A 21237-nucleotide genomic window follows, 5' to 3' on the forward strand; every position below is an offset into this window, starting at 1 on the left:
TGAGCTAGTATCTTTCCTTCCTTACCCATAAAATTATGGTATCGCTATTGATACCATCACTCAAGGGGCAAGAACCCTCTTCAGACAAAATTCTTCAGGCGCACCTCATCGAGGATGCTTCTCAACTAAACTTAGCAGTAATTACCATCACAGCTAAGAGGGAGTTCCATGAATCAGGTAACTCAACAACTAACCGGGTATTTTAGGGACGTTCAAAAGCGTTCAAACCTTATAGATCAGGCATTCGGGCAACAGAACAAATACAAGGTCATTCCTTTCCTCGATGTCAGATTAGGCAAGCTTTCTGAAGAGGATACCCAGGAACTCTTTGACTGGGATGCCGAAGCCCAAGGACGTTTCAAAAAACCACGCACTCAGTCTGGCTCGCAGAAAGCTAAGCCCATTGACGTCATTATCTCGGTGGTGACCCTTACCGACACTGAAAGTGACACTAAAAACGGTCTAGCTCTAATCGCCGCAAAGCTAACCGACAAGGGTGAGCTCCAGGCTGATATCACCTCGATCGCTCCGTGGATTCCGAGCTCCCGCCTACAGTCCCCCAGCGTCATCGACCACGAATTCATGGTGGGAACTCTCGCTAACTATTGGCGGTGGAGCAACACGAAGGGCAGTGAGCTAGCGTCAAAGATTGAGACCTGGGCGGACGTTGTCGATTACAGTACCAGCATGTATGAGGGCGTGTTTGAACCCGCTTTGCAGGAAGGAGTTGCCCCTCGGTGGGTCGTTGACATTGCAAACTGTTATATCACCCCGGGTACGGTCATTAACGCTAACGCCCACGTCCTGAGTCTCTATCAATTCCTTCACACGACGGATCAGAGCGCTCCCCTATACGAGGGTCTCTTGTCGACCGGTAAACCACAAAACTTTCAGGCCGATGCTATTGACACGAATGCTGATACTCTTCTTGAATCTGCCCTGCGTACTTGTGGAAGTATGAGCGATCAGTTCCCGCTGACTGCTTCCCAGCGCCGAGCGGTACACGCTTTTATGCACGATGGTTACGGAGATATCACGGCAGTTAGCGGCCCTCCGGGTACCGGCAAAACTACAATGCTTCAATCTGTAGTTGCGAGCATGCTGGTTTCTCATGCGTTGGAGGCCAAGCCGGCACCTCTGATTGTTGGCATGTCGACAAATAACCAGGCTGTTACCAACATTATTGATTCCTTCGGTTCGGTCACGAAGGACGATCCGGGTGTGCTTGAACATCGCTGGCTACTGAAGGCTGAGGACGGGGCAGCGTCTTCAGATTTCCTAGGTGGCCTGGCAACCTACTGTCCTTCTCAAGCCAAGGCCCAGAAGGCACGTTCCGATGGTTACCTGTTGGAAGACACTGCCAAGAAAGGCGTCTACAGCGAGTATTCTGCAGAGGCTTACCTACAGGAAAGTACACAATATTTCCTAGAGCAAATCAGCGACTACTACGCTGCCTTCTCGCTCCCAGCCGTCAACAGTCTAGAGCAAGCACAACGAGGATTGGCAGCCTTCCTTAAATCCTGTGAAGAGCAAAAATGCGCCCTGCTGCGTGCCCGTCGTGAAGCAGACCGACGCGTCCACTCAACGAGTGCCCAGCTCACAGAAGAACTGGCTAGACTTTCGCAGGAGCAAAGTATCGTTCAGAGCAGGCTGGACGCATGGAGCGATCAGTCAGCCTCTCCCCTGCCAGCAGAAGTAATCATCAGCGCCACCTATGACCCGCATGAGCCAGCGGATGAATTTTATACTGTCGAAGCCTTTGTTGATTTTTACCGTGGCCGGCTGGATGAAATCGGTCTTGTGCTTTCAAATATCGACAACCGAATTGCTGCGGCTGTAACTGAGGAAGAACTTGCTTCTTGCCAGTTCAAACAGCAAGCTGAACCGATTATCAGCCAGGTTCGCCACCTTGCCCTTCTTAACGATACTCAGGTAGCTCGGCTATTGAATGCAAGGTCCCTTCTAGAACTTGACCAGGCACTTGATATCACCCTACGCTATGTCGAGTTCTGGCTAGCTGTACACTACTACGAAGCTGAGTGGCTACTTTCCGCTACTGATGAAGAGCAACTCATTGCTGATAAGGAACGATTCAAGAACACTCCCGAGTTAATGGTTAGGTACTGGGAGCAAGTTGCCTCCTTGACACCATGTTTTGTGATGACTGCCTACCAGGTGCCGAGATACTTTAAGCTCTATGCCCCTCAGGGTGAGCCCGACAACTTCGATATAGAGCGTATTGACCTGTTGATTGTTGATGAGGCTGGACAGGTCGATACCTCTGTGGGCGCTGGCGCTTTTGCTCTTGCAAAGCGTGCCCTCGTCGTGGGCGATGTCCAGCAGCTAGCTCCGGTGTGGAGCCTTGACCCAGAAACCGATCAGGGTATCGCCGATGCACATGAGCTGGGTTGGCGCTGGGATTCCATGAAGGAATTCGGGCTGACTTCCTCTCACTCATCGTCCCTGATGTTAGCAGCTGCCCAGTCTTCGAATTGGGTGTATAGCGCCAAGAACTATCCTGGCTTGTTCCTGTCTGAGCATTTTAGGTGCCATACAGACATTATCGAGTACTGCAATGATTTGCTCTATGACGGCCTGCTTGTTCCTTCGCGCCCCCTCAAGGGCTACAAGCTTGAGGGCAAAACGCCTGGAGCTTTCCTTTTCCAGTTAGTTGAGAATTCCCAGGATCGCCGAAACGGTTCTAGCCGGGTCAATAGCCAGGAAGCTGAGGCTATTGCCGACTGGATTATCGGAAATTTTGAGTACTTCCGTGCCATCTACAACCCCGATGCTGATGCCGCAAAAGATAAGTCCCTGTTTGCTGTGGTGACCCCGTTTGCGGCTCAGGCACGGGAAGTACGGAAGACCCTGCGGATGAAGAGTGAGGATCTAGCCGACAAGGTAACCGTGGGCACCGCCCATACTTTGCAGGGCGCTGAGCGTCAGGTTGTGCTTTTCTCGCCTGTTTACGGTGATAATTCTGATAAGGCGTCCTTCGTGGATGGCACTCTTGAGCTGATGAATGTTGCTGTTTCCCGTGCCAAGGATTTGTTTATTGTCTTTGGTGGCCAGCGGCGCTGGGAGGATACTGGCCCTGTCTTTGGACTAGTGCGCCAGCGTGCGGTTATTGGCCCGCACTGGTTTGGCAACGGTGGCTCGCAAGGTTTGGTATCGGAGACACCTGTCAGCTTTGTGGAGGAGAGGACGCCGCAGCCCACTCCCCCTGCACCTGCACCTGCACCTGCACCTGCACCTGCGCCAGCATCTGCACCCACGCCGGTGCAGCAAGCACCGTGGGCCCGGCAGGATGAGCCCCCAATGAGCGTCCCGCAGCCAACACCTGCGCCCCCTATGGCATCAGAACCAAAAATGGTTGACCGGCATGAACCTGGTTATCTGATTGCTACTGAGCTCATTGACATGTGGAAAGAAAACGGTGTTTTGCCTAAGGACTCAAAAGTGAAGGCCCAGCAGTTCAACGCCGCGCTGGATGCAGCTGGTCTGCTCACCAAAGTTGACGGCACCTGGCACCCAACTGCTGAGGGTATTTCCATCGGTATTGCCCAGTATCAGGGCGGTTCAGGAGACCGTACATATGTCAGCCCGATTTACTCACCCCAGGCTATATCAACACTGGAGATAATGTTCCGTTCAGGCAGTCTAATTTTGTAATCCTGACAGTTCCAGATTCTATACCTAACAAATTATTTACATAAAACAGTGGGAGCCTACACGATATGTAGGCTCCCATTTTTGCTTTACTCAGACTATCTTTTCCCAGTAAAGATAGTTTTCAGTTTTCCTTATTCTGCAATCTGAGCTTTGGGATCCTCATTCACCCGCTCTTCAATATGCTTCACAATCCGCTCCACAGCTTCGTCTACGGGCACGCCGTTTTCCTGGGAGCCGTCGCGGAAGCGGAAGCTGACCGCGCCGTTCTCAGCGTCCTCACCGCCCGCAATCAGAATGAAAGGCACCTTCTCCTTAGAGGCGGTGCGAATCTTCTTGGGGAAACGGTCGGTACCGTAATCCACCTCAACGCGCACGCCTCGGGCCTTGAGCTTGGCAGCAACCTCACCCATGTAATCGTTGAAAGCCTCAGCAACCGGCACACCAATCACCTGAACAGGGGCCAGCCAAGCAGGGAAAGCACCGGCATAGTGCTCAATCAGCACGCCCATGAAACGCTCAAATGAACCGAACTTAGCTGAGTGAATCATGACCGGCTCCTGGCGGGTACCGTCAGATGCCTGGTATTCCAGACCGAAACGGGCAGGCTGGTTGAAGTCATACTGCACGGTAGACATCTGCCAGGTGCGGCCAATCGCGTCCTTAGCCTGAACAGAAATCTTGGGGCCGTAGAAGGCAGCGCCGCCCGGGTCAGCCACCAGTTCCAGACCGGTCTCAGCAGCGACCTTCTCCAGAACAGCTGTAGCTTCTTCCCACTGCTCGTCCGTACCGATGAACTTATCCTTCTTATCGCCCTCGGTGTCGCGAGTTGACAGTTCCAAGTAGAAATCTGTCATGCCGAAATCTTCGAGGAGGGACAGCATGAACTTGAGCAGGTGGGCAACCTCAGCAGGAGCCTGCTCCTTAGTGACGTAGGAGTGGGAGTCGTCCTGGGTAATCATACGAACGCGGGTCAGGCCGGATAGCACGCCGGACTTCTCATCGCGGTAAACCGAACCGAACTCAAAGAGACGCAGGGGCAGTTCACGGTATGAACGGCCACGGGAGCGGAAAATCTCGTTGTGCATGGGGCAGTTCATGGCTTTGAGACGGTAGGCCTGGCCCTCGTCCTCCATAGCCGGGAACATGCCGTCCGCATAATAGGGCAGGTGGCCGGAGGTGTAGAAGAGATCTTCCTTAGAGATATGGGGAGTTTTGACGTACTCGAAGCCCTCTTCAATGTGGCGGGCGCGCACGTAGTCTTCCATGGCGCGCAGAATGACGCCACCCTTGGGGTGAATCACAGGCAGGCCGGGGCCAACGGTTTTGGGGAAGGAAAAGAGGTCGAGCTCTTCACCCAGACGGCGGTGGTCGCGGCGCTCAGCCTCAGCAATGCGCTCCTTGTAGGCAACCAGCTCTTCCTTAGAAGGCCAGGCGGTGCCGTAAATACGCTGCAGCATGGGGTTCTTCTCAGAACCGCGCCAGTAGGCGCCACCGGAACGCATAAGCGCATAACCGTTAGCAATCAGCTTGGTATTGGGCACGTGGGGGCCGCGGCAGAGGTCCTTCCAGACGGTCTCCCCCTTCTTGTCTACGTTGTCGTAGATGGTGATTTCACCGGCACCGACCTCAACGGAGGCACCCTCAGCGGCGTCCGCACCGGAGCCAGGGCCCTGGGAGAGGGTCAGCAGTTCCAGCTTGTAGGGTTCGTTTGCCATCTCAGCCTCAGCCTCAGCCTGGGTGACCACGCGGCGGCGGAAGGTCTGACCGCTCTTGATAATCTTCACCATATCCTTCTCAATCTTCTTAAGATCCTCGGGGGTGAAGGGCTCTTCAACATCGAAGTCGAAGTAGAAACCGTCGGTGATGTAAGGGCCGATGCCGAGCTTGGCGTCCTTGCGGTAGTTCTGCACAGCCTGGGCCATGACGTGGGCGGCCGAGTGACGCAGGACGTTCAGGCCGTCTTCCTCGTGGACAGAAACGGGCTCGACAGCGTCGCCGTCAGTCAGTTCGGTGGAGAGGTCAACCAGGGTGCCGTTGATACGGGCAACGACGATCTCGGGGTTCTCTGCGAACAGGTCGGCTGCGGTGGTGCCGGCTTCAACCTGCTGAGCGGCACCTGCGACGGAAATGGAAAGAGCGGACAAATGTGTCTCCTAGGTTTGTGCCCACCCCTACAACGGGTGAGCTGTCGTTACATCTGCACGGTACGAGGGTGCAGAACAAACCTTATTTTACCGCTGGTTAGGCTACTTTGCGCCCTTTGCGAGGGCGCGGGTATCGAAGTTTCTGCCAACTAGGTAGGAGCGAGCTGTCAGGTAGAGGCAGTAGCCCACCACCAGCACAGGGGCGATAAGGACGGACGCCTCCCCCAGCACCCCGGTCATGGTCAGGTTAATGGCTTTGACGGCTAGCACCAGGGCAAGAGCCAGGCCGGAAAAGAAGGGAACCACGGCCTGTGTCTGGGCGTAGAGACGGTGGGCAGAGTAAACCCGGGAGTCCAGGCCCAGGGCCTGCGCAGCGGCCAACTGGCGCTGCCCCTGCTTGCCCGCGTGAGGTGAAAACGCGTCGTGGGACTGGGCTGAAGCGTCCTTGCTTGCCATACGCCCCATGGCTGTACCGCCCCACCAAACGAGGGCAAGATGAGGAAGCAATATACCTGTCAGCCCGAACACCGACCAGACACTCTTGTCTGCCCAGCCGTCCGCCCGACCCCACAGAGTGTAATGCACCGGGATCTGCTGCGGCAGTGACGGGTAGACCAGGGCCAGATATATCGCTTCTGCTACTACCAGTCCCAGGGCCACAAGGAACCAGGTGCGGTTGGGCTTAATCGGCGGAAAATCTTGCGTGGACATGTAAGCTCCTTTGCCTTGTCACCCGCAAATTTATTGTCTAGACCTATTGTATCTTCTTGATAGCAGCCGTCTTGGGTGTGACCTTGGCCCCCGCCAATGAAGCCTTAGCGCGAGACTTCTTGAAAGTCACGTCAAGACCGTCTACGGCCTTTAGGCGCTTGCGCATGACCTTGATAGCCTCGGGGTTTTGGTCAATCATCAGAAAGTTGCGGTCAAGCTGGGCGCAGGCGTGGCCGGTGGTGCCGGAACCGCCGAAGAAGTCCAGCACCCAGTCACCGGGCGCACTGGAGGCCTGCACAATGCGGCGCAGAATACCCAGGGGCTTCTGGGTAGCGTAGCCGGTTTTCTCCTTGCCACTGGGCGAGACGATGGTGTGCCACCAGACGTCCGTTGGCAGCTTACCTATCTCAGCTTTCTCGGGGGTGACAAGGCCGGGCGCCATGTAAGGCTCGCGGTCAACAGCCTCAGAATTGAAGTAATAGTTCTCGGGGTCTTTCACATAGACCAGGATGTTATCGTGCTTAGCTGGCCACTTCTTCTTGGACTTAGCTCCATAGTCATAAGCCCAAATAATCTCGTTCAAGAAGGACTCGCGGCCAAAGAGGGCATCGAGCACGACCTTGGCGTAGTGGACCTCGCGGTAGTCCAGGTGCAGGTAGAGGGTGCCAGTGGGCTTGAGCAGACGCCAGGCCTGCATGAGACGGGGTTCTAGGAACTCCCAGTAGTTCTCAAAAGAGTCAGAATACCCGTAGATATCGCCCTTGATGGTCTCGTAGGTGTGGCCCTTGTAGCCGACCCGACTACCACCCTCGGTACGTACCGTCTTGATACTTTGACGCTTCTGCACCTTGCCCGTATTGAACGGCGGGTCAATATAAATGAGCTGGAAACTCTCTGCGGGCAGGTTTTTGAGCACGGCAAGATTATCGCCGTGAATCACCATGCTGGTGCTATCTGCTGACCACAAAGAACGTTTTGACACAAGGTACAGAATACCGCACCCGCTCCCCCACTGGGTTTTCCGGCAGGTGAGGGTTAAGCCACCCTTCCAGGCTGGACTAGGCCAGGCCTGGGCTTACCGGATGTTTCAAGGAGTTACCGCCACCTCAAACCATGGGGCTGCGAACCCAGGAGGCAAGGAAGGGGTCAAGGTAGCTGGGCTGGGCCCCTATACCTATTGCCTGACTTAGGAGTTACCACAACCCCAGGCGTCCGGGTTAGCAGCACAATCCTCAGCCACCAAACCCACCTTCAACCGCCACACATTCACCAACTGAGGCTCACTCACCCGCACAACCGTCCCCTCAATCACCTGCCAGGGCCCACCATTGACCGAATACTCACCCCGATACTCCGTGGCCAAAGTAAACCAGTACTCACCGGTTTGCTCATACCGATGGCTGGTCGGAGTCTGCTCATCCCACACTTCTTCACCTAGCTGGTAGCCGGGGTAGGTGACCGGGCCAAGGGTGGTTCCGTCGCCGTAGTCGAAGGTGTAGCTTACCGGGGTGGCTTTGAGGGTGACGTTTTGGCCGTTGATGGTTTGGGTGAATTCTTGGGGGTTGGGGTTGGCCCAGAAGTTGGTGTTGTAGTTTTTCAGGGTGTGGGGTGCTCGGTCTTGGTGGGGTGTGGCTGCTTGGATGGGGAAGGTGTTGAAGTCGTGGGTGGTGAGGGTGATGCGGGTGGTGCGTAGGACGGGTTGGCCGTTTTCTTCGGTGAGTTCTAGGCCTGCGGCTTGGAGTTCGTTGGGGGTGAGGGGGATGCAGCCGATGGTGCCTTGGGGTGTGTTGTAGGGGGTGTCTGATCCGTCGGCCCAGTCGGGTGGGACGAGGTTGAGGGTGCCGAGGTTGCCGTTGGTGGCTAGGCAGTAGGTGCCTGGGGCTGTGGGGGCGCCTTTTTGGAGGGCTGCGTGGTTGGGGTTGGTGGGGGTGTCGAAGTAGATGAGACGGACGGCTGCAGCTACGTCAGCAGAAGGCGCATTAATAGGTTGAGGTGTATCTCGATTTTCTTCATAACCTTCATGTGCTATGGAGAAATTATTAATATCTTCAATGGAAACATAAAAACCATCATTCTCAGCACCACTTTTAGTTTCAGCGTTTGCAACACCTATAGGACTGAAAACAATAAGAGTGGCTATAGTAAGCGTTATGTTATTAAATCGCACTTTAGCTCACTACCTTTGCGCTCAAGACTTTCCAAGAGCCATCAAAAAATTTCAGGCGAAGATCAATTCCTTTATAGATTGAATCTGAGTTATCGTAGGCTCGTGCTTCATTATTAACCCATAGCACAGTATTTTCAACTTCAAAGTTTGAACCTATCGAATATTCGCCGTTGCCATGTGAAATTAGCAAGTCCTTGCTGTAATGAATTATTCGGCTCCCTCCAATGACCCATCCGCCAGATTCATAAATCTTTTGCAGTGAATCATAGTATTTTTGTTCCTGCTCAAAAGATTCATCAACTAGGGGTTGAATGCTTGAAATATCTCCCGTTTGGTTGGCGTAGTTCCGCATATCATTCCAATACTCAACAAAAAGGAACAAAGCCTCCGGTGACTCAACATGCATTCCCTCCGGGGCAACCGGTTTGGAAACATTCTGAGCCGGACCAAATTCATCAGCTGCCCGGTATTCACCTTCCGGGGCTTTAGAACCGCCTGAATAGGCCTGGCTAGGTGAAGCGCTGGCTTGGGCCGGGTCTGCAGTGGCGGTACTAGTTGCCGCGTCTGTTGCTGTGGGGGTTGTGCTGGCTGAAGTGCTGCTTGTTGTTGGTTCTGGTAGGGGCGCGGTTTGGGTGGTGTTTCCGCAGCCGGTGAGTACCAAGGTGGTTATTGCCAGGGCTGTAAGCAGGGTGTGGGGTTTGGGGGTGTTCATAGGGTTGGGTGCCCTTTCCTGTGACGTCTTTGTTCAGGGGTTTGGATAAGACCTGGTTGTAGCCGAAGCGTGTGGGGTGCGCCTGTGGCTTGGGTCTTTAGTGTTTAGTTTTATCGGGTGGGGTGGGTTGGTGCAAGTGGTTGGGGGTTTGTGTCTGGGTATTACAGGGTTTTAGAGCAAGTTATCCACAGCTCCACCGCACCCAAGCCAGCCCAACCGTCCCCAATTGCCCGGGCGGGGACGTCCTTGTAACAAACCAGCCCCCCTTGACTCATAAACTATGTTTTATATAAAGTTTTCTTTATGGAAACCGTTGGCAGCCCCACCCCCGAAGACCTGGAACCCTCCATTGCGCTCTTCTCGGCACTCGCCCACCCCCTACGGCTCGCGATCTGCCACCACCTTATGGGCCAGCCCCATACCGTCAGCGAAATCCACACCTGCCTAGGGGTCTCCCAACCCCTTGCCAGCCACCACCTCAAACTTCTCAAAGAAGCCAAAGTCGTCACCAGCACCCAAGAAGGACGCAAAACCTTCTACTCCCTGGCAGACAACCACATCAAACACATCATCGCTGATGTACACCAACATACGAAGGAGCAATCATGAGCACCGCAACCCTACACCGTGAGTCAGAAACCCACGCCCACACCCACGGCCCCGACTGTGGCCACCAGGCCGTCATCCACCTAGACCACGTCGATTACCTCCACGACGGCCACGCCCACCGTGAACACGAAGGCCACTACGATGAGTGCACCACCTGTGAATGCAAGGACTGCAACGATCTGTGTGCCACCTGCGCCTGCGCTGACTGCACCTGCGCAACCTGCAACCACAACACCTGCCAGTGCGCTGACTGCTCGGATGTCTGCGCTTCTTGCGCCTGTGACAACTGCACTTGCTCAACCTGCCAGCACGCTGCATAATATTGTCAAAGTTTTTGTGAACCACAAGTTTGGACCGCTATTCCGCCCGGAATAGTAGTTCACTCGCACAAAGCCCGCCCACCAGCGAGTATTTATCGCTCCTGGTCGGCGGGCTTTTCCCTTATTATTTACACCTTTAAGACGGACTCCGGGTGGGGCATCACCTCTGGCGCAACAGATCTCAGCACGAGCCACCCATGGTACAAACTACAGAATCAGGTAGGCATTAGCAGGGCTCAGAACAGGTATTGGTCAAAGTGCCAATGCCTTCAATTGAAGTCACAACAACCTGCCCGGGGGCCAACCAACGACGGGGCCGCAAGGATAAACCAACCCCGGCGGGCGTCCCCAAGGCAATGAGATCACCCGGCTCCAAGGTCATAAAGGTTGAAAGATAGGCCAGAACCTTTTCTGGTCCAAAAATCAGATTCGCTGTAGACCCCTGTTGACGCACCTCACCGTCCACAGAACACGTCATAGCCAGCCCCTTCTTAAGATCTACTTCATCAGGGCTCACGATGACCGGCCCAAAGGGGGTCATTGAATCCCAGTTCTTCCCCTGGAACCACTCGCTCGTGCGACCCTGCCAATCACGCACAGATACGTCGTTCAGGACGGAATACCCTAAGAGATACTCCCCGGCCTCCTGCTCCGATACCCGGCGGGCGCGTCGTCCGACCACGGCACACAGCTCAACCTCCCAGTCAATCTTCGTGCTTTCCAGGGGCAGCTGGATCTGCTCACCCGGACCAATGAGGGCGTTCCCAAACTTGGTGAAAATAGTGGGGTAGGTGGGGAGATTAGCCCCAACTTCTTCAGCATGATCCGTAAAATTCAGGCCAACGCACAGCACCCGCTTCACCTTATGAAGTGGGGCAATCAAGTCCTGTTCGGAAACCTGGGTAATTTCTGCACCCAGCTGGGCAGGACTCACCGACCGCAGATCGCTAGATCCCAGATACTTATGAAGCGGCTTGGGAAGACGGTACCACTCTCCCCCGCTCTCAACCACAGCCCGAACTTTGCCCTCATAACGAATTTGCCCAAACTTCATGGTGAACTTTCCCCTTCTGTGACACGCCAATTTTCACTGAATCGAGCGGTACTCAGTACACTGAAATATGACACAACTTTGCAGTGGCTAGGTGAACTCTTGGTTAAACGGTAGGAATTCGTCAGCCAACAGATTATTCTATACATCACAGTGTAAAACAGACCCTGACCTAAGGAGGCCTCCAATGAGCGGCTTGATTACCCTCATTTCACAAACCTCACCGGCTTCAAAGCCTCTGACCGTGGCAACCCGCCCCGCCCAGGTCAGCGACGCTGAGGCCCTGGCTCGCCTCTACTTCGCTTCTTACGAGGACGACCGCTTCAGCAGCCAGGAGGATGCAGCTGCTGAGATGGAGAGGATCCTCAAGGGTGAACACGGTGAGTTCTACGCTGAGGCGTCCCCGGTCGTCGTGGACGAACACGATCGAATCGTGGCAGCCTCCCTGTGCCTCAAGCACCGCGTCGTCACAGACCCCAAGGACATTCCCACTATTTACGAGCTCTTCACCGCAGCCTCCCGCCGCCGTGAAGGCCTGGCTGAACAGCTCATTCGTAAGAGCATTGACCAGATGCACGCCGACGGATACGAGCAGGTTTCCGTCCGCATCAGCGAAACCAACGCAGCTGCCCTGGCTCTGTACCTGACGCTGGACTTCAACCGCTGGTTCCCCGAAAACGACTACATCTAGACCGGCATTCCCCGGCATCGGATGACGATGAGGGCCCCACCTACCCAGGTGGGGCCCTTAGTTTTTTAGAGTTTAAAGCCGGTAAGCAGGTCAGTCTCTGCTTCGATAAGGTAGCGGCCGTTATTGCGAACGTTCCCGACGTCCCGGTGGGCTGGGGTAAGCTGCCAGCTGTGGGTTTGGGGGAAAGCCTGGTTCCTAATATTTTCTAAGGACGCCGCCGCCCCGGCCCGGTATGCCCCCTTGAGCTGGCGTCCGGCGGGGTCATTGCCTGGTTTGGGGGATCCTGCCGGGCAGCCAGACCGGAGCCAGGAGGTGAGTGTATCTGCCGGATTGTTTGAAGTGTCGTCGGATACTTGAAGGGGAATGGGAAGCCGGTCGTGGAGTTGACCAAGATCCCGCTCAACGGGGTGGGCGTAGACCTGCTCGCCGAGATCAGCCAGAATACCCGGGTCAAACTCCCCATTGCCCGGTGAATCCATGGTGATAATAGAACAGGAAAGCAACCAATTCCCACCCTGGCCTGGGAAGGGGCCGTCCGGGCCAGCGAATTCAGCTGGGATCTTCCACCACTCATAGAGGCCGGCAAAATAAATGGGGCGGCCATCTGACCGGTGAACGAAGTAGGGAGTCTTGACGGTTTTTCCTGCAGCAGTTGATTCCGTTTTCCATTCATAATAGCCACTGACTGGAATCGCGCAGTGGCCACTGACAGCTGCCTCGCGAAAGGTGGGCTTTTCAAAGATGGTTTCTGACCGGGCGTTGAAGGCCCTTGATGAGTAAGAAGGATCCTTAGCCCAGCCCGGTAGCAGACCCCACCTGGCTGAGTGCAGTTCCCGGGTAAAGACCGGTGAGGACGTCCCGTCCCCGGTGACCAGCCCGCCTTGGGCGCCCTGCGGGGTGGCGCCGTCCTGAAGCACCTCATCGGGACCAAGCAGCCGATCCACAAGAATCGGCACCGTAGCTGTGGGGGCAACGTTGTAGTTAATGACAGGCTCATCAACCTCTACCCCAGCCAGGTACTGGGGGTGCTCCATAGCTAATTCAAGAACGTAACGGCCGCACATCAAAAACCCTCACTTTCATAGGCTTCGATAACAGCGTCCTCAATATCATCGACGGTGATGAGGGGCTCGATATCGGCGGCAGCACCCACTGTCGCGGGGGCAAGGGGCAGTTCAAGGGCCCGGTAGACATCAGTTGTTACCTGGCGCAGGCTATCGGCACCCGTCACCACGATGCCAGAAGAAAACCACCAGGCTCCTGAAACTACGCGCTGGGCAGTTCCAATAAGTTTGACGCGCTGCCCACCGGGTAGCTGCCCCCAGACCGAGTATTCGCCCGGGCAGTATTCACCGGGTAGCTCCCCTACGCCAGCTGGAATGCCAAGGCTTTTGAGGGCCTCTGCAAACATAGACCCGAAGATACCGTAGCGTTCGTGATTTCCGCTGACCGCGTCCGAAGCTTTTTGAAAATGATCCACTACCAGGCAGCCCGAGTGGTAGGCGGCAGCGTGCCCTCCCACGGTGCGAACCAGGGGCTCAAAACCGTGACTCAGAGCAGCTGCTCGGGCCTGGGCAAATCGGGGGTTGAGCTCGTCCCTGCGCCCAAAAGCCACAGTTGGTTTGGGGCGATAAAGCCGTAAGGTACTGGGGGCCTCTCCCCTGCCGACAGCGCGGACGGTCGCCATAGCTGAATCAACCATCTGGGCCATAGTGCCGCTTTCTTCTGGGTCAAGGCGGTCAAGGTGCAGCATTAGTCCACCGAAATTTCGTTCAAGCTGGTAGAAACGAACTCCCACCAGGCCGGGCGCAGGCCCGCGTTCAGAGCTACCTGCTGGCTGATGATGTGCGAGGGGCTGGTGCCGTAGAAGGGAACAAACCCTTCAGCGAGAATTGCCTGCGACAGCTCCCTCACCAGGTAGGAGGCCAGCCCCCTACCCCTGTGCCCGGCCAGTACGTCAATGCCGATCTGGCGGCACCAATCGGAGTCTTCACTGGCTCCTGCTAGGGCTACCAGCTCCCCCTCGACGTAGGCACCCAGCACCTGCACATCGGGGCGCAGCTCCTTGAAACCCAGTGCGTTCTCAAAATCTGGGTTGCCACGATACTGCTCCAGTTCGGTTGGTTCTAACCACCGCACCGTGTAACCCTCGGGTACTAAGACGGGGCGGGCGTCCGCACCTGAGGTAAAGAAATCCCTGCCGGGGGTGAAAAAGAGGGAGGTGCCACTCATCTGCAGGGCGTAGGGGGTCAGGTAGTCGTTGAGTTTGCGCAGCTCAGAGTAGTCCCCCACCCAGTTGCCGTTATCGCCGGCCAGTAGGTTGTCGGCGGCCTCGCGCACGCGCGGGTGCTGGGCACAGATGACCGTCAGCCCCCGATAGTTAATCAGACGTAGCTCCCAGTGGTCGCGGTAGCGGCGGCGGGCCGGATGCATCTCATCGAGGGGAATTCGACGGGCTGAAAGATGGGTTGAGCCGTGCTGCTGGGCGATATCAATGGCCTGCTCCGGAAGGCACAGGTCAATAGACAGCTGGGCTGCCAGAATCTTCTCAGCCTGCTGGTAGCTGGTGATAGGCGCGGGCATAGCTCACTTTCTGCTCGAAGGGGTCAGTATCTAGGGTACTCGTTTTGGGCAGGGTGCGGACGCCGGTGGTTCCTTGACATGTTGGGACTTGGTAGCTGGGTGAGTGGGTTTTCCCCGCATTTATTCTGTTTCCCCGCAACTAGTTGCGCTTTTTCAGGATGAATGCGGTGGTGGTGTTGTCTATGCTGGGTCTATGAAGATTCTTGTTCTGGGTTTGAGCGGTGCCGGTAAGTCCACCTGGGCGCGGCGGTTAGCTGCCGGGTATGGTGTTCCCCTGCTGCACCTTGATACCGTTCATTGGTTGCCGGGGTGGGCTGAGCGGGAGCTTGCGGACGAACGCGCTCTTGTGGGCGGGTTTCTGGACGAACATGAGGGCTGGGTGATTGAGGGCGGCTATTCCAATGTGCATTTTGAGCGGCGACTGGCTGAGGCTGACCGTATTTATATTCTCTTAGCGCCCCGCCTAGTGCGTCTGTGGAGGGCAGGACGTCGCTGGCTCACTTACAGGGGCACTAACCGGCCGGATATGACCGAGGGCTGCCCCGAGAAGCTCGACCTCGAATTTGTGAAGTGGATTCTGTGGGACGGCCCAAGCCGCGCCCGCATGAAGGCCCTGGCGGACGTCCGCCGCACCTACCCCGAGAAAACGGTGTGGAAGAGGTGGTGGAGATAAATAAACAGCTGGTAGGTGATAGTAGTGACTTCTGGGTGAGGACGACCAGCAGTGAGTCTCCGGGGTGATAGCGTTTATATTGTTGCGACAGATAGTTCTATGACATCAATTCTAATTCCACACCAAGCGAAAAGAGCCATCAATGTCTACGCATAGTGCCTCAGATGAGGATCGTATACATGCAGCCGCAGAAGAGATGTTTGACATCGTTAAAGGATCTCTTCCTGAGATACTTCTAGAAGAAATACCATTGTTGCTGTTCGTTGGTGAAGAAGGCATTGCTATTGACTTCATGGAGCCTTACTACAAGGATTCCAACGACAAGTTATCCAAAAATTCGTTGGATGCTATTGAAGAGTTGCACAAACTTAAGCTCTAGGTTTCTTACAAAGCGCCCCTGTCTTCCAGATCCCCTTTCCAGAGCGCAAGTCTTTACCCTTCAAATCGTTGTCATTCGAGCTTAAGTCAGCAACTCTGGTAGCCATTCAGTTCGAATAAATATTGTCATCCAGGGATGCGGCTCGCTCAACTGTGCTTGCCAATGACATTAAAGACAAAGCTGCCAAAAAGTGGCTCGAGTTCCTGCTGGTACTGAGACCTGCGCCTTTTGCCATTTGGTTGTCTCGCGAGGATGGATCTATGCGACCGCTGAGGCAACCAGGAGCTATTGTCAGTATGCAGCGCCAGCTCGGCGGCTTTTGGAGCGAACTGTAAGGATAGGGGTCGCTTTACTGTGCTTGCCAACGCCATTAAAAATAAAATGGAGACAGAGTAGTAGAATTTAAAGAAGACGGGAGCATTCAGGATTTACCTCTGAAAGTAGTATGGAAAGGATTATCTGATGTCTACAGTCATCGCCTCAGACTACAGGGATAGCAAAATCTCTAGATACTCTAGAGATGAAATCTACAACACTGATGCTGAAATCCGTATCCATGCAGTCGCCTGCGAAATTTACAAATCAGTTAAGAGATATCTGAATGAGAAGCAAGATGACCTTGTAAAAGACCTACTTTTTGCAGGTGAGCAGGATTTTGCGATAGAAGTTATGTTGCCCTCCATTCACGAGAACAAGATATCGTTTGATGAGGACATTCGAAAAGCCGTTCTTGAAATTAGCGAAATAGAACTTTAAGGTCTCGGCTGTTAAGGAGCACCAAATCTGATGGTGCTCCTTTTTGCACCCTAAAAGCCCCCTAGATTTCACCTCGCACGCCCAGCGGTCAATAGGAGTATTGCCCGTTGTAGGATGTTCCCTGACCACCTTTTTACCGCCATTAACCCAAACACAGCGCAAAGGAGGGTAAGAAGCCAACAACAGGCGTGACCTCCACTACCCTTCCCACAGAATAAGGTAGCCTTTAGGACACGACAGTAAGCCACAGTAGGCAACAGTGACCACTGTCATGACTGAACAACCGCAGCCTACAGCAGGCACCCGGGCACCCATGGAGGTGCCAGGATTCAGGAAAGAGCAGTGAATCGAGATGACTCACGACACATCAGAATCCCAAGCACTCGCCACCAGCATTGGCGAACTCAGCGTAATCCACTTCGGCAAGGTCAACCTCGCAAACCTCCTCGTCGAATACAACTCCGCTATGGAGCAAACTACCATTTATGTTGCCCTTCGAAACCAGTCAAATAAAAAGCCATGAAGCATATTTTCCAGCAGTACACAGAGGAAATCGTTCCCCTGTACATCGGTGAGACCATGCTCGATCTACGCATCTTCGCAGAGGATTCCCCCGTCTTCAACGAAGCCGAGAGCAACAGCAAGAGCAAAAACTACGCGATGGCATAACCCCTGCTGACCCAATGGCCCACCACAGCAGACGCCATAACAGAGGCCGTGGTATTGGGCAGAATCAGGTTGTGTAAGCCCTTTATCGATCTGAAGTATTTGCCTACGATAGGTTGCATAAAACTTAAAACGAGGGGCTGATTCGCATGTGCCGTGAATCAGCCCCACATTGCACATTTGGGATGGGGATGAGCAGGGTGGCCGCCATTCATAGGGGATTGGCAAGCCTGAGAAAACTGAGTTTCCTCTTGGCTGGAACTTAAAGAAGATCAAGTATGTACCCCGGGAATTGCTCTTCTATTGGAACAGTCCATCCATTACGAGGTGAAGGCGTAGTAAAGAAAAGCCTAGATGGGGGTAAAGAATCTCAGAGCCTTTCAGAGAAAACCAGAAGAAAGTATAATCAGAGGCTATGGAACTAACCTGTTCAGATGTCCAAAAAATCTTCGATGGGGTCAAGCACCTTATCCCTAAAAAACGCCATCAAGATATCGAAGATTTCCTCTTTGTAGGTGAACCTTTTATGGCTATGGATTTCATCAAAAATTCCTTCATCTATGATGGAACTCCCATCCCAGAGGAATTCCAAGATACGATCGGCACTTGGGAAAACCGTGTGTTTATTCTATCCTCAGAATAGTAACCGTTTACACCACTGTTATAGCCCTCCTACACCCCTGTGCTAAGAGGGTTTTCTTATACCCAATACCCAAGATTTCGCCCCGCACGCCCAGGGGCAACAGAGCGGGCACTCAACCCACGCCCCATCACGGGGGCGGACGAAACCTCAACTGGTGAAGATCCATAGCCCAACGGCTGCACCAGTTGCTGTCTTGGGTGTTGTAAGGAGACTCGCTAGCAAGAAAAGACCCCTCGCCACTCCCCTAGTTCGGGGCGCGGCGAGGGGCCAGTTTCTAGCTATGACTAGGGCTTTTAGAAGTCCCAATCCTCAAACATTCCGCCTACAATTTACTGGCGGACTAGGCGTAATGCCCGTTTTGGAGTGGTCCCTGACCGCCTTTTTGACCGCCATTCACCCAAAGAGCGCCCCAGCCACCTTTTCCGCGGCCTCAGCCCTCATCTCATCAAGCACATGCTGATACCGCCCTAGCATGGACGGCGAGGACCAGCCCATAATCGACATGGTCACCTGCGGGCTCACCCCCATCGACAACAACACGGTCGCAGCAGTATGCCTGGCGTCATGCACACGCATACCCTCGATACCGTGCCTGCTGGTGAACTCATTCCAAGCCTTCCAATCATAGTTGGGGCGGATTAGCCTGCCGTACTGGTCGGTGAAGATAAGATCCCAGGACCGCCCCTCAACGTCGACAGCGCCCACCCAGTCCTTGCCCAAGGCTAGGCGCAGGCGTCGTTGGTTCGCCTTATGGGTTTTGAGCCGGGCGAGGATAGGGGCGGGCAGGGGCACGAGGCGGGCGCCGGCTTTGTTTTTGGGTGGGCCCATGATGAACCCGCCGCCGGTGCGTTGCGGGCAGGCGTTGCCGGTCTTACGGCCGCACACTGGGGCTTTGCCTGCAGGGGCGCAGCCGTGCTTCCAGGTTTGCATGACGATGGTGCGTTCCACCCGTAGCACGCCGGCTTCGACGTCCAGGTCGTCCCAGCACAGCCCGAGCCGCTCCCCTTGCCTGAGCCCTAGGGCTAGGTTGATGGTGTGGGTCAGTCCCCATTCTTCGTCGTCTTCGAGGGCTGTGATGAGTTCGCGGGCTTTGGTGGGTGAGAGGACGACGGGGTCGAAGGTTTCGGGCTGGGGTTTGGGGACGCGGTCGAGGGGGTTGCGGGCGAGGATGTCGTTGGTGACGGCTGCTTTGAAGCAGATGGCGAGGACGCGGTGGAGGTGGTGGACGGTGGATTCTTTCATGCCGGCCTCGCGCATGCGTTGGTAGAGGTATTCGATGTCTTTGGGTTTGATGTTGGTGAGGGGTTTGTTGGCGATGGGGGTGGTGTAGACCCAGCGTTGGAGGTAGCCCTGGTAGGTGCGTAGGGTTTGGGGGCGGACGCGTTGGGCGGCGATGTGGGTGGCCCATTGTTCTGCCCATTGGTGGAGGGTTTGGTTGGTGGTGTCGGCGAGGATTCCGGTTTCGAGTTGTTTGCGGTAGGTGCGGGCTTTTGCGACGGCTTCGGCGCGGGTGCGGCCGTAGATTGTTTTGCGGGTTTCTTTGCCGGTGGTGGTTTGGGTGGTGCGGATTTGTATAACCCAGCGGCCGTCTGGGCGTTTTCTGGGGGTGGTTCCTTCACCGTTTGATCGTCGGGTTGCCATGGTTTAAGGTATCCTTTCAAATGAGTCTGCCCCCGTCTTTTTTGGGTGCAGATGAGCCGGGCACCGGGTTAAGCCCCAGCGCCTTCGGTTCCGACCCCGTCCACCTGTTTCAGTTTGCCGACTAGTGCAGGTGGGCGGGGTTCAATATTTACTTAGAGTTATCAGTTTCCGGGGCTAAAAATGTTCTGCTCCCCCACGGTCGTCAAATCGTTAGGGTGCATCTGTCCACGCGCCAAGGCATACTCGAGAAGCTTGTTGCGTAGTTTCTTCTTCTGCCCTTTACTGAGGTGGCGCTGGTCTATGTAGCAATGGTTAGCCATTCGGGTCTTATCCGGATCTGGCAGTTTAGAATCATCCACCACACGACTCTCAACGGCTCCACCAGTTTCTTGGGCTAACCCTTTGACCTCACCGACAGTTACCGCCCATACGCTATGGGCATTGAGGCCCAGGCGCTCAGTAAAGTCTTTGTATGCAGCTTCAGCTGAGCTTTTACTGCCCTGGACGCATGAGAGTTTGCCACTGTCTTTGGGGAAGTCACCAAATATTTGGCTGCTGGGCATTCGATCTTCAGATATCCAGCTGGGGCTGCAGAGCCGTAGGCATTCTTCGCCTGTTGAGGTCATTTCTACTTCGCCGTTTTCTAGTTCGTTGAATTCGCTCATGCTTCCCACCGCCCCAGAAAGTCAACCATCGCGTTTGGTGTCGAAAGTTCTTCTTCGATGGTTTCATCGGTAGATGAGTCGTAGTAGAAGCCTTCGTGCTCATCATCTGGTGAGATGGTGAGTTCAAGGTGTTTGGTGCCTTGGTGGTGTTCTAGCTGAATGCCGCCTTCAGGGGTGGGGAAAATGTGAGGTAGGGAGTATCCAGCTTTTTGTGCTCCCTCGAGTACCTTCATGGCTAGTTCGGCGGTATCCATGACGACGGCTTTGCCTTGGCCATCAACCCAGCCTTGTCGCAGGAAGATGAGCTCAAACATGCGCTCGGACCAAGGGGAGTCTCTTGCGATGAATACCTCGATGTCGTAGACGTCTGTAATTTTTTCGACGCCTCCGAAGACTAGTCTGTAGTCACAGATTAGGCGTAGTGCGCTGCCTTCTTCCACCTTATTGAGGTGCGGAAGAAGGGACCTAAAGAGGTCGGGGTTCGTAAACTCACCAGGTACTGTTTTGCCTGTGGGTAGGCGAAGTTTGAAGCTGTTTCGTCCGGCGTCGATTTCGGTAATGAATCCAACGAGTGGTTGGCTTTTGATGTCCTCGCTCTTGTCCAGGGATTCCATAAGGCGTTGACGTATTTTGGCAGTGTAAGGGATTCCGTTGGTGTAGACGATTGCTTCGTCGTCTCGAAGTGTGGCCCCAAACTTTGCGATGACTTTCTTGGTGGTATCGCTGATGAGAACAGCGGAGCTCCAGTCTTGATTTTCGATGATGCGGTTGAACATGTCTTCTACTTGTCCATGTGACATCATTTGAATCCACTCTAGGTCAGATGTAGCTTCTGCCCAGGTGACTGTAGGGACGACAGAGCCATCTATGTAGTCATGAAAATTGAAATCTAGGGCTTTGTCGATGCCGTTTGGGGCTCGTTTTGCGTCTGGGTATTCTGCGAAGTAGATGTCGCGGGCGATGGCGCGCAGTACGTCTCTGTAGGCGCGTAGTTCGGAGAAGGCGTCGAGGTTGACGCCTGCTTTGTCGAAGCGGCCGCCCGTGAGTTTAAAGGGTATGAACCGTTTTGGTTCTCGTGGTGTGATCATGGGGTTTCCTTGTTCTCCGTTGGGTGGTCTGTTCTTAGTTTAGTTATCGTTCCTGTTCGTCTGGTT

Annotated in this window: 22 protein-coding genes; 10 read left to right on the plus strand and 12 right to left on the minus strand. The window is 54.7% G+C overall.

The window, feature by feature from the left end; translation table 11 throughout:
* Positions 1 to 168: 168 nt before the first annotated feature.
* Positions 169 to 3672, plus strand: coding sequence for an AAA domain-containing protein (locus tag ACMXX3_RS07865; protein WP_421084173.1), 3504 nt, complete (start codon positions 169 to 171; stop codon positions 3670 to 3672).
* A 131-nt stretch (positions 3673 to 3803) separates the two neighbouring features.
* Here ACMXX3_RS07865 and thrS read toward each other — a convergent pair whose 3' ends face one another.
* The 5 genes from thrS to ACMXX3_RS07890 form a co-directional block, all read right to left on the minus strand.
* Positions 3804 to 5816, minus strand: a complete 2013-nt coding sequence (gene thrS, locus ACMXX3_RS07870) for a threonine--tRNA ligase (protein ID WP_421084174.1) — start codon at positions 5814 to 5816, stop codon at positions 3804 to 3806.
* Between the two features lie 102 nt (positions 5817 to 5918).
* Positions 5919 to 6527, minus strand: coding sequence for a DUF1648 domain-containing protein (locus tag ACMXX3_RS07875; RefSeq protein ID WP_421084175.1), 609 nt, complete (start codon positions 6525 to 6527; stop codon positions 5919 to 5921).
* A 43-nt stretch (positions 6528 to 6570) separates the two neighbouring features.
* Positions 6571 to 7470, minus strand: a complete 900-nt coding sequence (locus ACMXX3_RS07880; RefSeq protein WP_421084201.1) for a DNA-methyltransferase — start codon at positions 7468 to 7470, stop codon at positions 6571 to 6573.
* 243 nt (positions 7471 to 7713) lie between these two features.
* Positions 7714 to 8694, minus strand: coding sequence for a hypothetical protein (locus ACMXX3_RS07885; protein ID WP_421084176.1), 981 nt, complete (start codon positions 8692 to 8694; stop codon positions 7714 to 7716).
* Between the two features lies 1 nt (position 8695).
* Positions 8696 to 9406, minus strand: a complete 711-nt coding sequence (locus ACMXX3_RS07890; RefSeq protein WP_421084177.1) for a DUF6318 family protein — start codon at positions 9404 to 9406, stop codon at positions 8696 to 8698.
* Between the two features lie 303 nt (positions 9407 to 9709).
* On the opposite strand from ACMXX3_RS07890, the gene ACMXX3_RS07895 reads away from it, so the two are divergent.
* Together ACMXX3_RS07895 and ACMXX3_RS07900 are read left to right on the plus strand one after the other, a co-directional pair.
* A complete protein-coding gene (locus tag ACMXX3_RS07895; protein ID WP_421084178.1) occupies positions 9710 to 10015 on the plus strand; it encodes an ArsR/SmtB family transcription factor in 306 nt (101 codons plus the stop codon).
* On the plus strand, positions 10012 to 10335 hold the full coding sequence (locus ACMXX3_RS07900; RefSeq protein WP_421084179.1) for a hypothetical protein: 324 nt from the start codon (positions 10012 to 10014) through the stop codon (positions 10333 to 10335). Before ACMXX3_RS07895 ends, ACMXX3_RS07900 begins: the two co-directional genes overlap by 4 nt.
* 226 nt (positions 10336 to 10561) lie before the next feature.
* On the opposite strand, the gene ACMXX3_RS07905 is transcribed toward ACMXX3_RS07900, so the two are convergent.
* Positions 10562 to 11389, minus strand: a complete 828-nt coding sequence (locus ACMXX3_RS07905; RefSeq protein ID WP_421084180.1) for a fumarylacetoacetate hydrolase family protein — start codon at positions 11387 to 11389, stop codon at positions 10562 to 10564.
* A 184-nt stretch (positions 11390 to 11573) separates the two neighbouring features.
* Here ACMXX3_RS07905 and ACMXX3_RS07910 point away from each other — a divergent pair, with 184 nt between their 5' ends.
* Entirely contained in the window at positions 11574 to 12077 is a 504-nt protein-coding gene (locus ACMXX3_RS07910) for a GNAT family N-acetyltransferase (RefSeq protein WP_421084181.1), read from the plus strand.
* 65 nt (positions 12078 to 12142) lie between these two features.
* On the opposite strand, the gene ACMXX3_RS07915 is transcribed toward ACMXX3_RS07910, so the two are convergent.
* The 3 genes from ACMXX3_RS07915 to ACMXX3_RS07925 are packed head-to-tail and all read right to left on the minus strand — an operon-like array spanning position 12143 to position 14660.
* Positions 12143 to 13141: an SOS response-associated peptidase gene (locus ACMXX3_RS07915; protein ID WP_421084182.1), complete on the minus strand. Its 999-nt coding sequence runs from the start codon at positions 13139 to 13141 to the stop codon at positions 12143 to 12145.
* A complete protein-coding gene (locus ACMXX3_RS07920; RefSeq protein WP_421084183.1) occupies positions 13141 to 13830 on the minus strand; it encodes a lipoate--protein ligase family protein in 690 nt (229 codons plus the stop codon). Before ACMXX3_RS07920 ends, ACMXX3_RS07915 begins: the two co-directional genes overlap by 1 nt.
* Positions 13830 to 14660: a GNAT family N-acetyltransferase gene (locus ACMXX3_RS07925; RefSeq protein WP_421084184.1), complete on the minus strand. Its 831-nt coding sequence runs from the start codon at positions 14658 to 14660 to the stop codon at positions 13830 to 13832. The genes ACMXX3_RS07920 and ACMXX3_RS07925 overlap by 1 nt, the downstream gene beginning before the upstream one ends.
* Before the next feature lie 193 nt (positions 14661 to 14853).
* On the opposite strand from ACMXX3_RS07925, the gene ACMXX3_RS07930 reads away from it, so the two are divergent.
* The 6 genes from ACMXX3_RS07930 (at position 14854) to ACMXX3_RS07955 (ending at position 17777) form a co-directional block, all read left to right on the plus strand.
* Positions 14854 to 15333, plus strand: coding sequence for a hypothetical protein (locus tag ACMXX3_RS07930; protein WP_421084185.1), 480 nt, complete (start codon positions 14854 to 14856; stop codon positions 15331 to 15333).
* A 142-nt stretch (positions 15334 to 15475) separates the two neighbouring features.
* On the plus strand, positions 15476 to 15712 hold the full coding sequence (locus tag ACMXX3_RS07935; protein WP_421084186.1) for a hypothetical protein: 237 nt from the start codon (positions 15476 to 15478) through the stop codon (positions 15710 to 15712).
* A 462-nt stretch (positions 15713 to 16174) separates the two neighbouring features.
* Positions 16175 to 16468, plus strand: coding sequence for a hypothetical protein (locus ACMXX3_RS07940; RefSeq protein ID WP_421084187.1), 294 nt, complete (start codon positions 16175 to 16177; stop codon positions 16466 to 16468).
* A gap of 352 nt (positions 16469 to 16820) precedes the next feature.
* The gene (locus tag ACMXX3_RS07945) at positions 16821 to 16991 is read left to right on the plus strand and encodes a hypothetical protein (protein ID WP_421084188.1); all 171 of its coding nucleotides are present in this window, start codon (positions 16821 to 16823) and stop codon (positions 16989 to 16991) included.
* Positions 16988 to 17137, plus strand: a complete 150-nt coding sequence (locus ACMXX3_RS07950) for a hypothetical protein (RefSeq protein ID WP_421084189.1) — start codon at positions 16988 to 16990, stop codon at positions 17135 to 17137. Before ACMXX3_RS07945 ends, ACMXX3_RS07950 begins: the two co-directional genes overlap by 4 nt.
* Before the next feature lie 412 nt (positions 17138 to 17549).
* The gene (locus tag ACMXX3_RS07955; RefSeq protein WP_421084190.1) at positions 17550 to 17777 is read left to right on the plus strand and encodes a hypothetical protein; all 228 of its coding nucleotides are present in this window, start codon (positions 17550 to 17552) and stop codon (positions 17775 to 17777) included.
* A gap of 393 nt (positions 17778 to 18170) precedes the next feature.
* On the opposite strand, the gene ACMXX3_RS07960 is transcribed toward ACMXX3_RS07955, so the two are convergent.
* The 3 genes from ACMXX3_RS07960 to ACMXX3_RS07970 all read right to left on the minus strand — a co-directional run bounded on the left by ACMXX3_RS07960 (position 18171) and on the right by ACMXX3_RS07970 (position 21171).
* Entirely contained in the window at positions 18171 to 19418 is a 1248-nt protein-coding gene (locus tag ACMXX3_RS07960; RefSeq protein WP_421084191.1) for a tyrosine-type recombinase/integrase, read from the minus strand.
* 161 nt (positions 19419 to 19579) lie between these two features.
* Positions 19580 to 20083 carry a hypothetical protein gene (locus ACMXX3_RS07965; RefSeq protein ID WP_421084192.1) on the minus strand — a complete coding sequence of 168 codons (504 nt, stop codon included), beginning with the start codon at positions 20081 to 20083 and terminating at the stop codon, positions 19580 to 19582.
* Positions 20080 to 21171, minus strand: a complete 1092-nt coding sequence (locus ACMXX3_RS07970; RefSeq protein WP_421084193.1) for a hypothetical protein — start codon at positions 21169 to 21171, stop codon at positions 20080 to 20082. Before ACMXX3_RS07970 ends, ACMXX3_RS07965 begins: the two co-directional genes overlap by 4 nt.
* Positions 21172 to 21237 lie beyond the last annotated feature (66 nt).

The sequence above is a fragment of the Rothia nasimurium genome (genome assembly GCF_049068285.1).
Classification (GTDB): Bacteria; Actinomycetota; Actinomycetes; order Actinomycetales; family Micrococcaceae; genus Rothia; species Rothia nasimurium_I.

What these genes read in the sequence shown, in the direction of transcription:
- ACMXX3_RS07895 (WP_421084178.1), top strand. Translation starts at nt 9,710, where the DNA reads ATGGAAACCGTTGGCAGCCCCACCCCCGAAGACCTGGAACCCTCCATT.
- ACMXX3_RS07965 (WP_421084192.1), bottom strand. Translation starts at nt 20,083, where the DNA reads ATGAGCGAATTCAACGAACTAGAAAACGGCGAAGTAGAAATGACCTCA.
- ACMXX3_RS07865 (WP_421084173.1), top strand. Translation starts at nt 169, where the DNA reads ATGAATCAGGTAACTCAACAACTAACCGGGTATTTTAGGGACGTTCAA.
- ACMXX3_RS07945 (WP_421084188.1), top strand. Translation starts at nt 16,821, where the DNA reads ATGACTCACGACACATCAGAATCCCAAGCACTCGCCACCAGCATTGGC.
- ACMXX3_RS07955 (WP_421084190.1), top strand. Translation starts at nt 17,550, where the DNA reads ATGGAACTAACCTGTTCAGATGTCCAAAAAATCTTCGATGGGGTCAAG.
- ACMXX3_RS07875 (WP_421084175.1), bottom strand. Translation starts at nt 6,527, where the DNA reads ATGTCCACGCAAGATTTTCCGCCGATTAAGCCCAACCGCACCTGGTTC.
- ACMXX3_RS07880 (WP_421084201.1), bottom strand. Translation starts at nt 7,470, where the DNA reads ATGGTGATTCACGGCGATAATCTTGCCGTGCTCAAAAACCTGCCCGCA.
- ACMXX3_RS07940 (WP_421084187.1), top strand. Translation starts at nt 16,175, where the DNA reads ATGTCTACAGTCATCGCCTCAGACTACAGGGATAGCAAAATCTCTAGA.
- ACMXX3_RS07925 (WP_421084184.1), bottom strand. Translation starts at nt 14,660, where the DNA reads ATGCCCGCGCCTATCACCAGCTACCAGCAGGCTGAGAAGATTCTGGCA.
- ACMXX3_RS07890 (WP_421084177.1), bottom strand. Translation starts at nt 9,406, where the DNA reads ATGAACACCCCCAAACCCCACACCCTGCTTACAGCCCTGGCAATAACC.
- ACMXX3_RS07935 (WP_421084186.1), top strand. Translation starts at nt 15,476, where the DNA reads ATGTCTACGCATAGTGCCTCAGATGAGGATCGTATACATGCAGCCGCA.
- ACMXX3_RS07910 (WP_421084181.1), top strand. Translation starts at nt 11,574, where the DNA reads ATGAGCGGCTTGATTACCCTCATTTCACAAACCTCACCGGCTTCAAAG.
- ACMXX3_RS07915 (WP_421084182.1), bottom strand. Translation starts at nt 13,141, where the DNA reads ATGTGCGGCCGTTACGTTCTTGAATTAGCTATGGAGCACCCCCAGTAC.
- ACMXX3_RS07920 (WP_421084183.1), bottom strand. Translation starts at nt 13,830, where the DNA reads ATGCTGCACCTTGACCGCCTTGACCCAGAAGAAAGCGGCACTATGGCC.
- ACMXX3_RS07930 (WP_421084185.1), top strand. Translation starts at nt 14,854, where the DNA reads ATGAAGATTCTTGTTCTGGGTTTGAGCGGTGCCGGTAAGTCCACCTGG.
- ACMXX3_RS07970 (WP_421084193.1), bottom strand. Translation starts at nt 21,171, where the DNA reads ATGATCACACCACGAGAACCAAAACGGTTCATACCCTTTAAACTCACG.
- ACMXX3_RS07950 (WP_421084189.1), top strand. Translation starts at nt 16,988, where the DNA reads ATGAAGCATATTTTCCAGCAGTACACAGAGGAAATCGTTCCCCTGTAC.
- ACMXX3_RS07900 (WP_421084179.1), top strand. Translation starts at nt 10,012, where the DNA reads ATGAGCACCGCAACCCTACACCGTGAGTCAGAAACCCACGCCCACACC.
- ACMXX3_RS07960 (WP_421084191.1), bottom strand. Translation starts at nt 19,418, where the DNA reads ATGGCAACCCGACGATCAAACGGTGAAGGAACCACCCCCAGAAAACGC.
- ACMXX3_RS07905 (WP_421084180.1), bottom strand. Translation starts at nt 11,389, where the DNA reads ATGAAGTTTGGGCAAATTCGTTATGAGGGCAAAGTTCGGGCTGTGGTT.